Here is a 14,890-nt window from a genome sequence, read left to right as displayed (position 1 = left end):
GCAGCCGCGGCGCCGAGATGGGTCAATCAGGCATGGGCAGAGCGCAGGCGGATCGAGAAGTCGCGCAACGCGGCGATGCCGCTCTCTTCCGCACGGCGGCACCAGGCCTGCAGGTCCACGGCGAGCTGCTCGCGGGTGGCGTTCGTGCTCGACCACAGGGCGCGCAACTCTTCGCGCATGGTCACCATCTTGTCGAGCACCGGGTGCTCGGCGCGCACCTGGGCCAGCTGGGGCTTGACGTTGGCGGGCACCTTGTCGTCGTCGCGGTGCAGCCAGCGGCGCGCGGCCTGCAGCACGGTGGCGTCGCCGCGGCGCTGCTTCAGGGCTTCGAGCTCTTGCTGGCAGGCAACGCGCATTTCGCGTGCATAGCCCGCCATCACCTCGTAGCGGTTGGCGATGATCGCCTCCAGCGTCTTCTCGTCGGCCACGGGGCGCACAGCGCCATAAGCCATCTTCGGCGGCACCTTCTTCACCGAGGCCAGGCCCACGGACTTCAGCATGGTGATGTACATCCAGCCGATGTCGAACTCGTAAGGCTTGACCGACAGCTTGGCCGAGGTCGGGTAGGTGTGGTGGTTGTTGTGCAGCTCTTCGCCACCGATGATGATGCCCCAGGGCGACACGTTGGTGCTGCCGTCGGCGGCCTCGAAGTTGCGGTAGCCCCACCAGTGGCCGATGCCGTTGATGATGCCGGCGGCGGTGATCGGAATCCAGGCCATCTGCAGCGCCCAGACCGACAGGCCCAGCACGCCGAACAGCGCCACGTTGATGATCAGCATCAGGCTCACGCCCAGGCGCGAGCGGCCGGTGTAGAGGTTTTTCTCGATCCAGTCGTTCGGCGTGTTGTGGCCGTAACGCTCCATGGTTTCGGCGTTCTTGGCTTCGGCCCGATAGAGTTCGGCGCCCTCGTAGAAGACCTTCTTGATGCCGAAGATGTGTGGGCTGTGCGGATCACCCTCGTGCTCGCATTTGGCGTGGTGCTTGCGGTGGATGGCCGTCCATTCCTTGGTGACCATGCCCGTGGTCATCCAGAGCCAGAAGCGGAAGAAGTGCGAGGCGATGGGGTGCAGGTCCAGCGACCGGTGCGCGGAATGGCGGTGCAGGTAGATGGTGACGCTGGCGATCGTGATGTGCGTGAACACCAGCGCCACGATGAGCACCTGCCACCAGGCCGCGCCCGTCAGGCCGTGGGCCAGAAACTGGATCAGGCCATCCCAGACAGCAGAAAAGATTCCGGAATCGGAAGAAAACATGGAGTTCCTAAAAGACCGCCCTGGGTCACGGACATGGAGGGGCGCCAAGCCCATGGGCGGTGTGGGCCAGCGAAGCCTGGATTTTAAGGCCGGGGGTGCAAATCACCAACCCATGGACGGCCCGGGATGAAAACTTAAGCCTTTATTTCAGGCAGCCTGGATGCAATTCAAGCCCTTTTCCGCCAAACGGCAGCAAAAAAGCCGTCTGTTGCGTGCCGATGTGGCCACAAACGCAGCCAATCGCCGTTCTCGCCGGCACACAGGCCTGAAGCCCCGGAAACGTGCACCCCCTCCAGCAGACCAGCCACCGGCACCGGCTCGAAGTCTGGATGGGCCGGCCCGAACGCCGCGCAGACGGCTTCGTTTTCGGCCTGGAGCAGGCTGCAGGTGGCGTACACCAGCCGCCCGCCGGGCTTGAGCAGGCGCGCCGCGCTGTTCAGGATGGCCAGTTGCAGCTCGGCCTGGGCGGCGACGGTCTGCGGCGTCTGGCGCCATTTCAGGTCCGGGCTGCGCCGCAGGGTGCCCAGGCCCGAACAGGGGGCGTCCACGAGCACGCGGTCGATCTTGCCCGCCAGGCGCTTGATGCGGTCGTCGCGCTCGTGGGCGATCGCCACCGGGTGCACGTTGGACAGCCCGCTGCGCGCCAGGCGGGGCTTGAGCGCATCGAGCCGGTGGCCGGAGGTGTCGAAGGCGTACAAGCGGCCGCTGTTGCGCATGGCCGCGCCGATGGCCAGGGTCTTGCCGCCGGCGCCGGCGCAGAAATCGACCACCATCTCGCCGCGCTTGGCATCCAGCAGCAGGGCCAGCAGCTGCGAGCCCTCGTCCTGCACCTCCACCTCGCCCTGCACGAAGGCCGGCAGTTTGGCCAGCGAGGGCTTGCCCTGCAGGCGGATGCCCAAGGGCGAATAAGGGGTGGCCGCGCCTGTGAGCCCGGCTTTCTGAAGGCCGGCCAGGGCGGCGTCGCGCTTGGCCTTGAGCACGTTCACCCGCAGATCCAGGGGCGCGGGCTGGTTCAGGCTGGCCGCCAGGGCGTCGAATTCATCGCCCACCTGCTCGCGCAGGGCCGTGGCCAGCCAGTCGGGCAGGTTGTGGCGGTGCGGCGCCAACAGGTCGGCGTCGGTGACGGCGTCGCAGTGGTCGAGCCAGGTTTTTTCAGCGTCGGTCAACGCGCTCTTGACGAAATCGCGGTCGCCCGGAAACGCCAGGATCGCCAGCCGGCGCCACTTGGAACCGCTGCCGGAGCGGGCCAGCCACTCCAGCTTGAGGCGTTCGCGCAGGATGGCGTAGACCGTGTCGGACAGCGTGGCCCGCTCGCGCGGGCCCAGGGAACGGTTTTCACGGAAATGGCGCGCGACGACCGCGTCGGCGGGGTGCTCGAACTTGAAGACCTGCTCGATCAGGCTGGCGCTTTCGTCCAGGAGGGCTTTGGGGTGCATAGGCGGTATTGTCACCCCCTGCGCCGCTGCGCGGCTTCCCCCAAGGGGGACGATGCCTGGGACCGGCAAAGCTGGATCCTCGGCATCTCTGGCCGAGGCTGGTTCGCCGGCCCGGCTTCCTGCACCGGGGATAATCGTGGGCTATGTCCGACATCCCGAACCAGGTGCGCCGCCGGCGCACCTTCGCCATCATTTCCCACCCCGACGCGGGCAAGACCACCCTCACCGAGAAGCTGCTGCTGTTCTCGGGCGCGATCAACATCGCCGGCAGCGTGAAGGCCCGCAAGGCCGCGCGCCACGCCACCAGCGACTGGATGGAAATCGAAAAGCAGCGGGGCATTTCGGTCGCCTCCTCGGTGATGCAGATGGAGTACCGCGACTGCGTGATCAACCTGCTGGACACCCCGGGGCACCAGGACTTCTCGGAAGACACCTACCGCGTGCTCACGGCCGTGGACGCCGCGCTGATGGTGATCGACGCCGGCAACGGCGTGGAACCCCAGACCCGCCGCCTGCTGCAGGTCTGCCGCGCGCGCAACACGCCCATCCTGACCTTCGTCAACAAGATGGACCGCGAGGTGCAGGCCCCGCTGGACCTGATGGACGAGATCGAGCGCGAGCTGGGCATGACGGTCGTGCCCTTCACCTGGCCGGTGGGCATGGGCAAGACCTTCCGGGGCGTGTTCGACCGCCGCACCGACCAGATGCGCGTGTTCGCCGCCGGCGAAGACCGCCGGGGTGGCGACGAGGACGTGCTGGCCGGTCTGGACAACCCCGAGAGCCTCAAGCGCTTCGGCGCCGAGTTCGAGCAGGCCCGCGACGAGCTGGAGCTCGTGGCCGGCGCCTCGCCCGCCTTCGAGGAAGACAAGTTCCTCGCCGGCCAGCAGACGCCCATGCTGTTCGGTTCGGCGGTGAACAACTTCGGCGTGCGCGAGGTGCTCGACGCCCTGGTCGACCTGGCACCGCCCCCGGGCGAGCGGCCCGCGATCCAGCGCACGGTCAAGCCCGAGGAAACCAAGTTCAGCGGCGTGGTCTTCAAGATCCAGGCCAACATGGACCCGGCGCACCGCGACCGCATCGCCTTCGTGCGCGTGGCCAGCGGCCATTTCGAGCGCGGCATGAAGCTCAAGGTGGTGCGCTCGGGCAAGGACCTGCGGCCCAACACCGTGGTGAGTTTCCTCTCACAGCGCCGCGAACTGCTCGACGAAGCCTTTGCCGGCGACATCATCGGCATCCCCAACCACGGCGTGCTGCAACTGGGCGACACGCTCACCGAGGGCGAAAGCCTGCAGTTCACCGGCCTGCCCTTCTTCGCGCCGGAAATCATCCGCAGCGTGGAAGTGGCCGATCCGCTGCGCAGCAAGCAGTTGCGCGCCGGTCTCACCCAGCTGGGCGAAGAGGGTGCCATCCAGGTGTTCCGCCCCGTGGCCGGCTCGGTGCTGCTGCTGGGCGCCGTGGGTCAGCTGCAGTTCGAGGTGGTCGCGCACCGGCTGGAGCACGAATACGGCGTGAAGGCCCGCATCATGAACAGCCCGTACCAGGTGGCCCGCTGGGTGACCTGCGCACCGGAGGACGGCGGCGAGGTCGAACTCAAGCGCTTCATCGACGCCAACAGCCACCGCGTGGCGCTGGACGCGGTGGACGCGCCCACGCTGCTGGTGGACCACGCGGCCACCTTGCGCGCGGTCGAGGCCAACTGGCCGAAGATCAAGTTCCACGCCATGCGCGAGCACGCAGGCCTGGTGTTCGCCAAGGGCGTCTGATCAGGCGGCGGCCAGCAGCCGCTCCACCGCGCGGGGGTAGATCACATGCTCCTGCGTGAGCACCCGCGCCGCCAGCGCCTCGGGCGTGTCCTCGGGCAGCACCGGCACCACCGCCTGCGCCAGGATCTCGCCATGGTCGAGTTCGCTCGTCACGCGGTGCACGGTGGCACCCGCGAAGCGGCAGCCCATCTCGATCGCGCGCTGGTGCGTCTTCAGGCCCGGGAACGCGGGCAGCAGGCTGGGGTGGATGTTGACCAAGCGGCCCTCGTAGTGCGCCACGAACCCCGGGGTGAGAATGCGCATGAAGCCCGCCAGCACGACCAGCGCGGGATCGTGGCGGTCGATCTCGGCCATCAGCGCGGCGTCGAAGGCCTCGCGGCTGGCGTAGGCGGTGTGGTCCAGTGCGGCGGTGGCGATGCCTTGTTCCTTCGCCCAGGCCAGGCCCTGGGCCGCGGCCTTGTTGCTCACCACGGCCGCCACGCGCGCGCCGAACCGGGCCTGCCAGCGCTGCGTCCGGGCCGTCTCCACGATGGCGGCCATGTTGGAGCCGCTGCCGGAGATGAGAATCACGATGTTTTTGTTCACGCCAGACATGGCCGGGAAGTGTAATGACCTCAGACCTGCAAACCCCATCCACCGGCCGCCCGCGCGGCCACGATTTCCAGCAGCGCCCGCTCTCGCCCGCCGAGGCGCGCGTGCTCGGCACCCTCATGGAAAAGGCGCGCACCGTGCCCGACAGCTACCCCATGACGCTCAACGCCCTGGTGACGGGCTGCAACCAGAAGTCCAGCCGCGACCCGGTGATGAACCTGGCCGATGCCCAGGTGCTGGAAGCGCTGGACAACCTGCGCAGCCTGCACATGGTGATGGAGGGCAGCGGCAGCCGCGTCACCCGCTACGAGCACAATTTCGCGCGCGCCGTGGGCGTGCCCGACCAATCCGCCGTGCTGCTGGGCATGCTGATGTTGCGCGGCCCGCAGACCGCCGGCGAGCTGCGCCTGAACACCGAGCGCTGGTACAAGTTCCTGGACATCGCCTCGGTCGACGGCTTCCTGGAGGAGCTGCAGGACCGCAGCGTCGAGAAAGGCGGCCCGCTCGTGGTGAAACTGCCGCGCGCGCCCGGCGCTCGCGAGCAGCGCTGGGCCCACCTGCTCTGCGGCCCGGTGGACACCACCGCCGTCGCAGCCACGCCGTCCACCCAGGGCAGCGCGGCCACCGAAGACGAGCTCATCGCCCTCACCCGCCGGGTGGCCACACTGGAAAACACCGTGGCCCTGCTGCAGGACCAGCTTCAAAATCTGAACGAGCAGCTCGGCTTGTCGCAGCCCGGACAGCCCTAAAACGAACGGTCGTGCGAAACTGGCCGGCGTTGTTCAATTTGCCGGCACACATCCTGTGGCGGCCACCAGGAGACATTCCATGGATTTGGCATTCACGCCCGAAGAACAGGCGTTTCGCGAAGACATCCGGGGCTGGGTCAAGGCCAACCTGCCCGCCGAAATCGCCCACAAGGTGCACAACGCGCTGCGCCTGACGCGCGACGACATGCAGCGCTGGGCCAAGATCCTCGGCAAGAAGGGCTGGCTGGGCTGGGGCTGGCCCAAGGAGTTCGGCGGCCCGGGCTGGACCGCGGTGCAGAAGCACCTGTTCGAGGAAGAGTGCGCCCTGGCCGGCGCGCCGCGCGTGGTGCCCTTCGGCCCCGTGATGGTGGCGCCGGTGATCATGGCCTTCGGCAACAAGGCCCAGCAGGAACGCTTCCTGCCCGGCATCGCCAGCGGCGAGGTGTGGTGGAGCCAGGGCTACAGCGAACCCGGCTCGGGCTCGGACCTGGCCTCGGTCAAGACCCGCGCCGAGCGCCAGGGCGACAAGTACATCGTCAACGGCCAGAAGACCTGGACCACGCTGGGCCAGTACGGCGAATGGATCTTCTGCCTGGTGCGCACCAGCACCGAAGGCAAACCGCAGACCGGCATCTCCTTCCTGCTGATCGACATGAAGTCGCCCGGCGTCACCGTGCGGCCCATCAAGCTGCTGGACGGCGAGAGCGAGGTCAACGAGGTCTGGTTCGACAACGTCGAGGTGCCGGCGGAAAACCTGATCGGCGAGGAGAACAAGGGCTGGACCTACGCCAAGCACCTGCTCAGCCACGAACGCACCAACATCGCCGACGTGAACCGCGCCAAGCGCGAGCTCGAGCGCCTGAAGCGCATCGCCAAGACCGAAGGCGTCTGGGACGACCTGCGCTTTCGCGACCAGATCGCGCTGCTCGAAGTCGACGTGGTGGCACTGGAGATGCTCGTGCTGCGCGTGCTCTCGGCCGAAAAGTCGGGCAAGAACTCGCTCGACATCGCCGGCCTGCTCAAGATCAAGGGCAGCGAGATTCAGCAGCGTTACAGCGAACTCATGATGCTGGCGGCCGGCCCCTACAGCCTGCCCTTCATCGAAGAGGCCATGGAGGCCGGCTGGCAGGGCGACTTCCCCGGCGGCGTCACCGCCAACGCGCCGCTGGCGTCCACCTACTTCAACATGCGCAAGACCACCATCTACGGCGGCAGCAACGAAGTGCAACGCAACATCGTCGCGCAAACCGTTCTGGGCTGAGGAGAAAAACATGGACTTTGATTTCAGCGACGACCAACAACAACTGCGCGACGCCGTGCGCAAATGGGTCGACAAGGGCTACACCTTCGAGCGCCGCAACACCATCGTGGCCGCCGGCGGCTTCGACCGCGCCGCCTACGGTGAACTGGCCGAACTCGGCCTGGCCGGCCTCTACGTGAGCGAGGACGACGGCGGTCTGGGCATGGGCCCCATCGAAGGCATGGTGGTCATGGAAGAGCTGGGGCGCGGCATCGTGCTCGAGCCCCTCGCCCAGACCCTCATCACCTCCGGCGTGCTGGGCGGCTACGCCCCGGCCGCCCTCAAGGCCGCCTGGCTGCCGCGCATGGCCTCCGGCGAAGCGCTGGTGGTGCTCGCGCACCAGGAGCGCAAGGCCCGCTACAGGCTCGACGTCTGCGCCACCACCGCCACCCAGGCCGGCGGCGGCTGGACGCTCTCGGGCATCAAGAACGTGGTGCCCGCCGCCGACCAGGCCGACGCCTTCGTGGTGCCCGCCGTGGCCGGCGGCAAGCTCGCCCTGTTCCTGGTGGAGCGCACCGCCTCGGGCGTGAGCACCCGCGGCCATGGCACGCAGGACGGCGGCCGTGCCGGCGACCTCACGCTCAAGGAAGCCCCCGCCCAGCTGATCACGACGGACGGCCTGACCGCGCTGGAACACGCTGTGGACATCGGCATCGCCGCCACCTGCGCCGAAGGCGTGGGCGTGATGGACAAGACGCTGGACATCACCGTCGAGTACATGAACACGCGCAAGCAGTTCGGCGTGGCCATCGCCAGCTTCCAGGCGCTGCGCCACCGCGTGTCGGACATGAAGATGCAGCTGGAACTGGCGCGCTCCATGAGCTACTACGCCAGTCTCAAGCTCAACGCCCCGGCGCCCGAGCGCCGCGCCGCCATGGCGCGGGCCAAGGTGCAGCTGGGCACGGCCATGCGCTTCGTCGGCCAGCAGGCGGTGCAGCTGCACGGCGGCATCGGCGTGACCGACGAGTACATCGTGAGCCACTACTTCAAGAAGCTCACGCAGCTGGAAATGAGTTACGGCGACACCCTGCACCAGCTGGGCGAAGTCTCCGCCCGCATGCAGGACACGGCCGGCGTGTTCGCCTGATCCCATGACGACGCGCCGCACCCTGTTCGCCGCCGCCGCCAGCAGCCTCTTGCTCGTGGCCTGTGCCAACACACCGCAGGGCACCGGGCAACCGCCCATCGTGTTCGTGCACGGCAACGGCGACGCTGCCTCCATCTGGCAGACCACCCTGTGGCGCTTCGAGTCCAACGGCTGGCCGCGCGAGCGCCTGCACGCGATCGACCTGCCCTACCCGCTCGCGCGCGACGACGACGGCAAGGCCCAGCCCGGGCGCTCGTCCACCGCCGAGCACATGGCCTTTCTCAAGGCCGAGGTGGACAAGGTCCTGAAGACCACCGGTGCGCCGCAGGTGGTGCTGGTGGCCAACTCGCGCGGCGGCTACGCGGTGCGCAACTACATCCAGAACGGCGGCGGCGACAAGACGGTGAGCCACGCGCTGCTGGGCGGCACGCCCAACCACGGCGTCTGGGCCATCAAGGGCTTCCGCGAAGCCAACGAGTTCGCCGGCACCGGCCCCTTTCTCAGCGCCCTGAACGCGCCCAAGAACGCCGCCGGCGACGAGGTGGCCGGCCCGGTGAAGTGGATGACCCTGCGCTCGGACAACAACGACAAGTTCGCCCAACCCGATGGCGTGTGGATCGGCGCCCGGGGCACCGCCACCAACGTGAGCTTCGACGGGCCGGCGCTCAAGGGCGCCCACAACGTCGTGCTGCCCCGCGTGGATCACCGCGAGACCTCCTTCTCACCGGCGGCCTTCGACGCCATGCACCGCTTCATCACCGGCCAGGCGCCCCGCACGCTGGCGATCACCCCCCAGACCCCGGTGGTGCTCAACGGCAAGGTCACCGGCCTGGGCGTGTCGTCCACCGACCCGGCGTCGGGCAACGACACCAACAACCTGCCCCTGCCAGGCGCGCAGCTCACGGTCTACGCCACCGACCCCACCACGGGCGAGCGCCGGGGTGCGGCCGTGCACAGCAAAACCGTGGGCACCGACGGCCTCTGGGGCCCGTTCACCGCGCAGGCCGGTGTGGCCCACGAGTTCGTCATCAGCGCGCCGGGCTACGCCACCACCCACATCTACCGCAGTCCTTTCCCGCGCGGCAGCGGGCTGGTCCACCTGCGGGCCGAGCGCATCGCGGCCGCCGACAAGGGCGCCAGGTCCGTCGTCACCTTCACCCGGCCGCGCGGCTACTTCGATGCCGCGCGCGACACGATGTCGTTCGACGGCAAGGCCTTGCCCGGTGTGCCACCCGCGGGAGCGGGGGTCTCCAGCTCGAAACTGGCCCTCGCCACGGAAGGTGTGCGGCCCATCGCAGCGGAGTTCAACGGCGAAAAAATCACCGGCCGGACTTGGCCAGCGGGCGAGAACCACCTCGTGGTCCTCGAACTGACGTACTGAAACCCGGGCCTCAGGCGTGCAGCCGCGAGGTCTTGGGCAGGTGCGACATCAGGAACTCCATCTGGTCCGCCAGGATGCGGCGGTTGCGCAGGATGAAGTCTTCCCACAGGCTGGGCACGTAGGGCGTGTACAACAGCCCCATGTGGGCCTGTTCGGGCGTGCGGTTGCCCTTGCGGTGGTTGCACGACTTGCAGGCCGTCACCACGTTCATCCAGGTGTCGCGCCCGTTCTGCCCCAGCGGCACGATGTGCTCTCGCGTGCACACCTCGTCGTGACAAGGCTCGCCGCAGTAGGCGCACACGTTGCGGTCGCGCGCGAACAGCTTGCTGTTGGTCAGCGTGGGGCGCAGGTCGAAGGGGTTGATGCGCGGCACGCCCTGGGTGCCGATGATGGAATTGACCGTGATGATGGACTGGCGCCCGGTCACCGCGTTGTGCCCGCCGTGGAACACCGCGATCTCGGCCCCCATCTCCCAGCGCACCTCATCCGCCGCGTAATGCAACACGGCTTCCTCCAGGCTGATCCACGACTGTGGCAGTCCCTGTGCGGAGAGCTTCAAGACCTTCAAGACGGGCTCCTTCCAACGAACAAGTCACCGGGGAGGGACGGCCCTGGGAAAGCCGCCCTGCGGCCGCGGGCGGGGCCTGCGGGCGCATATCATCGTGTGCCAATATAGCAAGCTTTGACGCAGCGGCTGTGACGCAGGCCTGGAAGCCACGCCTTTCGCCCTCAAATACCCTCTCACCGCAGCCCCCGACCATCTTTCTTCGGCATGAAAATCTATCGCGGTTTGCGCTCCCGCCCCACCGGCTCCCCGGACTGCGCGTTGACTATCGGCAACTTCGACGGCGTGCACCGGGGCCACCAGGCCATGCTCGCGCTGCTCAACAACGAAGCCCGGCACCGCGGCGTCCCCAGCTGCGTGATGACCTTCGAGCCCCATCCGCGCGACTACTTCGCCGCCCTGCACCACAAGCCCGAACTGGCGCCCGCGCGCATCGCCACGCTGCGCGACAAGCTGCAGGAGCTGGAGCGCTGCGGCGTCCACGAATGCGTGATCCTGCCGTTCAACGCCCGGCTGGCCAACCAGTCGCCCGAGGCCTTCATCGAAGACACGCTGGTGGGCGCGTTCGGCGTGCGCTACGTGCTGGTGGGTGACGATTTCCGCTTCGGCGCCCGGCGCGCGGGCGACTACGCCATGCTCGACGCGGCGGGCAACCGCCTGGGTTTCGACGTGGCGCGCATGCAGAGCTACGAGGTGCATGGCCTGCGCGTGTCCAGTTCCGCCGTGCGCGACGCCCTGGGCGCCGGGCGCATGGACGACGTGTCGGCCCTGCTGGGCAGGCCCTACAGCATCAGCGGCCACGTGGTGCACGGGCGCAAGCTCGGCCGCCAGCTGGCCGAGAGCAGCCCCGGGCGCGGCGACGGTTTTCGCACCCTCAACCTGCGCTTCTCGCACTGGAAACCGGCCGCCAGCGGCATCTTCGCGGTGCACGTGCACGGCCTGGGGCCGCACGCCGATTCGCCCCCCCTGCCGGGCGTGGCCAACCTGGGCGTGAGGCCCTCGCTGGACCCGGACGACGTCAACGGCGGGCGGGTGCTGCTGGAGACCCATTGCCTCGACTGGCCGGCCTCCCTGGCCGCCAGCCTGCCCGGCGGAGAGGCCTACGGTAAAATCGTGCGCGTGGAACCGCTGCACAAACTGCATGACGAGCTGAAGTACGACAGCCTCGACGCCCTGACCCAGGGCATCGCACGGGACTGCGACGACGCACGCGCGTTCTTTGCGTCGCTGCACACCCAGACCCACCGGCAGACCACCCGCGACCGAATTTAGACGACCTGTCTGTCCGGTCGCTGCCCTTCGACAGGCTCAGGGCGAACGGTTTCTGTCCCCAGTCCCTCACACTCCCCGGTACGGGCTGAGCTTGTCGAAGCCACCACGGAATTCCTGTCATGTCCGACACCCCCACCGATTACCGCAGCACCCTCAACCTGCCCGACACCCCCTTCCCCATGCGCGGCGACCTGCCCAAGCGCGAGCCAGGCTGGGTGAACAGCTGGAACCAGGAGGGCCTCTACAAACGCCTGCGCGACGCCCGCGAAGGCGCGGCGCTGTTCGTGCTGCACGACGGCCCGCCCTACGCCAACGGCCAGATCCATATGGGCCACGCCGTCAACAAGGTGCTCAAGGACATGATCGTCAAGAGCCGCCAGCTGGCCGGCTTCGACGCCCAGTACATCCCCGGCTGGGACTGCCACGGCCTGCCGATCGAGAACGCGATCGAGAAAAAGCACGGCCGCAACCTCAGCCGCGACGACATGCAGGCCAAGAGCCGCGCCTACGCCACCGAACAGATCGGCCTGCAACGCGAGGACTTCAAGCGCCTGGGCATCCTGGGTGACTGGGAGCGCCCCTACCGCACCATGGACCCGGCCAACGAGGCGGGCGAGATCCGCGCCTTCAAGCGCGTGATCGAGCGCGGCTTCGTCTACCGCGGCCTCAAGCCCGTCTACTGGTGCTTCGACTGCGGTTCCTCGCTGGCCGAGTTCGAGATCGAGTACGCCGACAAAAAGAGCGACACGCTGGACGTGGCCTTCGAGGCCAACGACCCGGCCGCGCTCGCCAAGGCCTTCGGCCTGGCCGCGCTGCCGGCGGGCAAGACCGGCTTCGCCGTCATCTGGACCACCACCGCCTGGACCATCCCGGCCAACCAGGCGCTCAACGCCCACCCGGGCCTGACCTACGCGCTGGTCGACACGCCGCGCGGCGTGCTGCTGCTGGCTGAGTCGCTGGTCGAGAAATGCCTGGAGCGCTTCCAGCTCGAAGGCCAGGTGATCGCCACTGCCCCCGGCGAGGCCCTGCGCGACCTGAGCTTCCGCCACCCCCTGTACGACGCCGACGCCGGCTACCGCCGCCTCTCGCCGCTGTACCTGGCCGACTACGTGAGCGACAGCGACGGCACCGGCATCGTGCACTCGGCCCCGGCCTACGGCCTGGACGACTTCAACTCCTGCGTGTCGCACGGCCTGGCCTACGACGACATCCTCAACCCGGTGCAAGGCAACGGCACCTACGCGGCCGATTTCCCGCTGTTCGGCGGCCAGCACATCTGGAAGGCCGTGCCGGCCATCCTGGAAGCGCTGAAGAACGCCGGCCGCCTCATGGCGACCCAGCCCATCACCCACAGCTACCCGCACTGCTGGCGCCACAAGACGCCGGTGATCTACCGCGCCGCCGCGCAGTGGTTCATCCGCATGGACGAGGGCGAAGGCGTGTTCACCAAGGACAAGGCGCCGCGCACCCTGCGCCAGACCGCGCTGGACGCGATCGAGCACACCCACTTCTTCCCGGAAAACGGCAAGGCGCGCCTGCACGACATGATCGCCAACCGGCCCGACTGGTGCATCTCGCGCCAGCGCAGCTGGGGCGTGCCGATCCCGTTCTTCCTGCACAAGGATTCGGGCGAGCTGCACCCACGCACCATGGAGATCCTCGACCAGGCCGCCGACATCGTCGAGAAGGGCGGCATCGAGGCCTGGAGCCGCGTGACGGCCGAGGACATCCTGGGCGCGCAGGACGCGCCGAACTACACCAAGAGCCAGGACATCCTGGAGGTCTGGTTCGACTCCGGCTCGACCTTCCAGCACGTGCTGCGCGGCAGCCATGCCAAGGCCTACGTCAACGGCGCCTTCCACTCCCAGGGCCCCGAGGCCGACCTGTACCTCGAAGGCCACGACCAGCACCGGGGCTGGTTCCATTCCTCCCTGCTGCTGGGCTGCGCCCTGCACGACCGCGCGCCCTACCGCGGCCTGCTCACCCACGGCTTCACCGTGGACAGCCAGGGCCGCAAGATGAGCAAGTCGCTCGGCAACGGCATCGACCCGCAGGACGTGACCAAGAAACTGGGCGCCGAGATCATCCGCCTGTGGGTGGCCGCGAGCGACTACTCGGGCGACATCGCCGGCGACGACAAGATCCTCGCCCGCGTGGTCGACGCCTACCGCCGCATCCGCAACACGCTGCGCTTCCTGCTCGCCAACGTGAGCGACTTCGACCCGGCCACCGACGCCGTGCCACTGGACCAGATGCTGGAGATCGACCGCTACGCGCTCGCGCGCGCCGCGCAGTTCCAGGCCGAGGTGCTGGCGCACTACGACGTGTACGAGTTCCACCCGGTGGTGGCCAAGCTGCAGGTGTACTGCTCGGAAGACCTGGGTGCGTTCTACCTCGACGTGCTCAAGGACCGGCTCTACACCACCGCGCCCAAGAGCCTGGCCCGGCGCAGCGCCCAGACCGCGCTGCACCAGATCACCCACGCCATGCTGCGCTGGATGGCGCCGTTCATGAGCTTCACCGCCGAAGAAGCCTGGCCGGTGCTGGCCGGTGCGCAGAACCAGGGCTCGATCTTCTTCGAGACCTACGCCCAGCTGCCCAACGCCGACGAAGCCCTGCTGGCCAAGTGGACGCGCCTGTGCGAGGTGCGCAACCTGGTCAACAAGGAGATCGAGACTGTGCGCACCGCCGGCCAGGTGGGGGCCTCGCTGCAGGCCAACGTGCGCCTCACCGCGCCGGCCGACGACCACGCCCTGCTGGCCTCGCTGGGCGACGACCTGAAGTTCGCGCTGATCGTCTCGGCCGTGGAGCTGCTGGCCGGCGACGAGCTGGCGGTGCAGGTCGTGCCGTCCACCGCCGCCAAGTGCGAGCGCTGCTGGCACTACCGCGACGACGTGGGCACGGACGCCGCCCACCCCACGCTGTGTGGCCGCTGCACCAGCAACCTCTTTGGCGCGGGCGAACCGCGCACGGTGGCCTGATGGCGAGCAAAAGCCCCAACAGCCACCTCTGGCCCTGGCTGGGCCTGGCGGCCGCCCTGCTGGTGGCCGACCAGGTCACCAAGCAGTGGATCCTGGCGGTGTACCAGCTGGGCGACAGCACGCACGTCACCAGCTTCTTCAACCTCGTGCGCGTGCACAACACGGGCGCGGCGTTCTCGTTCCTGGCGGGCGCGGGCGGCTGGCAGCGCTGGTTCTTCACCGCCGTGGGCGTGGGTGCGGCGGTCTTCATCGTCTGGATGCTGCGCTCGCACCCCGGCCAGAAGCTGTTTGCGTTCGCGCTGTCCTGCATCCTGGGCGGCGCCCTGGGCAACGTGATCGACCGCCTGTGGCACGGTTACGTGGTCGACTTCCTCGACTTCCACTGGTCCTTCCTGGCCGGCCTCTTCCCCGGCGGACATTTCCCGTCGTTCAACCTCGCCGACATCGCCATCTCGGTCGGTGCGGCCGCCCTGATCCTGGACGAGATCCTGCGCGTGCGCCGCCGCCGCTGA

General features: G+C 68.4%; 12 protein-coding genes. 8 read left to right on the top strand and 4 right to left on the bottom strand.

Annotation, left to right across the window (positions count from 1 at the left end):
- Nucleotides 1-26 precede the first annotated feature (26 nt).
- Together AC07ZS_RS14325 and AC07ZS_RS14320 are read right to left on the bottom strand one after the other, a co-directional pair.
- Nucleotides 27-1,253, bottom strand: coding sequence for a DesA family fatty acid desaturase (locus tag AC07ZS_RS14325; protein WP_494799212.1), 1,227 nt, complete (start codon nucleotides 1,251-1,253; stop codon nucleotides 27-29).
- Nucleotides 1,254-1,420: 167 nt separating this feature from the next.
- Nucleotides 1,421-2,689 (bottom strand): RsmB/NOP family class I SAM-dependent RNA methyltransferase, encoded by a 1,269-nt coding sequence (locus AC07ZS_RS14320; protein ID WP_494799211.1) that lies wholly within the window; start codon nucleotides 2,687-2,689, stop codon nucleotides 1,421-1,423.
- A 143-nt stretch (nucleotides 2,690-2,832) separates the two neighbouring features.
- Here AC07ZS_RS14320 and AC07ZS_RS14315 point away from each other — a divergent pair, with 143 nt between their 5' ends.
- Nucleotides 2,833-4,452 carry a peptide chain release factor 3 gene (locus tag AC07ZS_RS14315; RefSeq protein WP_494799210.1) on the top strand — a complete coding sequence of 540 codons (1,620 nt, stop codon included), beginning with the start codon at nucleotides 2,833-2,835 and terminating at the stop codon, nucleotides 4,450-4,452.
- Here AC07ZS_RS14315 and purN read toward each other — a convergent pair whose 3' ends face one another.
- Nucleotides 4,453-5,046: a phosphoribosylglycinamide formyltransferase gene (gene purN / locus AC07ZS_RS14310; RefSeq protein WP_494799209.1), complete on the bottom strand. Its 594-nt coding sequence runs from the start codon at nucleotides 5,044-5,046 to the stop codon at nucleotides 4,453-4,455.
- Between the two features lie 14 nt (nucleotides 5,047-5,060).
- On the opposite strand from purN, the gene AC07ZS_RS14305 reads away from it, so the two are divergent.
- From AC07ZS_RS14305 to AC07ZS_RS14290, 4 genes are all read left to right on the top strand, one after another.
- Nucleotides 5,061-5,792: a YceH family protein gene (locus tag AC07ZS_RS14305; protein ID WP_494799208.1), complete on the top strand. Its 732-nt coding sequence runs from the start codon at nucleotides 5,061-5,063 to the stop codon at nucleotides 5,790-5,792.
- A 79-nt stretch (nucleotides 5,793-5,871) separates the two neighbouring features.
- On the top strand, nucleotides 5,872-7,053 hold the full coding sequence (locus AC07ZS_RS14300) for an acyl-CoA dehydrogenase family protein (protein WP_494799207.1): 1,182 nt from the start codon (nucleotides 5,872-5,874) through the stop codon (nucleotides 7,051-7,053).
- Nucleotides 7,054-7,063: 10 nt separating this feature from the next.
- Complete coding sequence (locus AC07ZS_RS14295; protein ID WP_494799206.1) at nucleotides 7,064-8,179, top strand: acyl-CoA dehydrogenase family protein; 1,116 nt, start codon at nucleotides 7,064-7,066, stop codon at nucleotides 8,177-8,179.
- A gap of 4 nt (nucleotides 8,180-8,183) precedes the next feature.
- On the top strand, nucleotides 8,184-9,560 hold the full coding sequence (locus tag AC07ZS_RS14290) for a twin-arginine translocation pathway signal (protein WP_494799205.1): 1,377 nt from the start codon (nucleotides 8,184-8,186) through the stop codon (nucleotides 9,558-9,560).
- Between the two features lie 10 nt (nucleotides 9,561-9,570).
- On the opposite strand, the gene AC07ZS_RS14285 is transcribed toward AC07ZS_RS14290, so the two are convergent.
- A complete protein-coding gene (locus AC07ZS_RS14285) occupies nucleotides 9,571-10,128 on the bottom strand; it encodes an HNH endonuclease (RefSeq protein WP_494799204.1) in 558 nt (185 codons plus the stop codon).
- Between the two features lie 204 nt (nucleotides 10,129-10,332).
- Between AC07ZS_RS14285 and AC07ZS_RS14280 the strand changes: the two genes are divergently transcribed.
- From AC07ZS_RS14280 to lspA, 3 genes are all read left to right on the top strand, one after another.
- A complete protein-coding gene (locus tag AC07ZS_RS14280) occupies nucleotides 10,333-11,397 on the top strand; it encodes a bifunctional riboflavin kinase/FAD synthetase (protein ID WP_494799203.1) in 1,065 nt (354 codons plus the stop codon).
- Nucleotides 11,398-11,516: 119 nt separating this feature from the next.
- Complete coding sequence (ileS, locus tag AC07ZS_RS14275; protein ID WP_494799202.1) at nucleotides 11,517-14,378, top strand: isoleucine--tRNA ligase; 2,862 nt, start codon at nucleotides 11,517-11,519, stop codon at nucleotides 14,376-14,378.
- Nucleotides 14,378-14,890, top strand: a complete 513-nt coding sequence (gene lspA / locus AC07ZS_RS14270) for a signal peptidase II (protein WP_494799201.1) — start codon at nucleotides 14,378-14,380, stop codon at nucleotides 14,888-14,890. Before ileS ends, lspA begins: the two co-directional genes overlap by 1 nt.

The sequence above is a fragment of the Hydrogenophaga sp. GW456-12-10-14-TSB4 genome, from assembly GCF_059424305.1.
This window is presented reverse-complemented; position numbering and strand designations above follow the sequence as displayed.

Coding starts and splice junctions, on each gene's coding strand:
- AC07ZS_RS14325 (WP_494799212.1), bottom strand. CDS start 1,253: ATGTTTTCTTCCGATTCCGGAATCTTTTCTGCTGTCTGGGATGGCCTG.
- AC07ZS_RS14320 (WP_494799211.1), bottom strand. CDS start 2,689: ATGCACCCCAAAGCCCTCCTGGACGAAAGCGCCAGCCTGATCGAGCAG.
- AC07ZS_RS14315 (WP_494799210.1), top strand. CDS start 2,833: ATGTCCGACATCCCGAACCAGGTGCGCCGCCGGCGCACCTTCGCCATC.
- purN (WP_494799209.1), bottom strand. CDS start 5,046: ATGTCTGGCGTGAACAAAAACATCGTGATTCTCATCTCCGGCAGCGGC.
- AC07ZS_RS14305 (WP_494799208.1), top strand. CDS start 5,061: ATGACCTCAGACCTGCAAACCCCATCCACCGGCCGCCCGCGCGGCCAC.
- AC07ZS_RS14300 (WP_494799207.1), top strand. CDS start 5,872: ATGGATTTGGCATTCACGCCCGAAGAACAGGCGTTTCGCGAAGACATC.
- AC07ZS_RS14295 (WP_494799206.1), top strand. CDS start 7,064: ATGGACTTTGATTTCAGCGACGACCAACAACAACTGCGCGACGCCGTG.
- AC07ZS_RS14290 (WP_494799205.1), top strand. CDS start 8,184: ATGACGACGCGCCGCACCCTGTTCGCCGCCGCCGCCAGCAGCCTCTTG.
- AC07ZS_RS14280 (WP_494799203.1), top strand. CDS start 10,333: ATGAAAATCTATCGCGGTTTGCGCTCCCGCCCCACCGGCTCCCCGGAC.
- ileS (WP_494799202.1), top strand. CDS start 11,517: ATGTCCGACACCCCCACCGATTACCGCAGCACCCTCAACCTGCCCGAC.
- lspA (WP_494799201.1), top strand. CDS start 14,378: ATGGCGAGCAAAAGCCCCAACAGCCACCTCTGGCCCTGGCTGGGCCTG.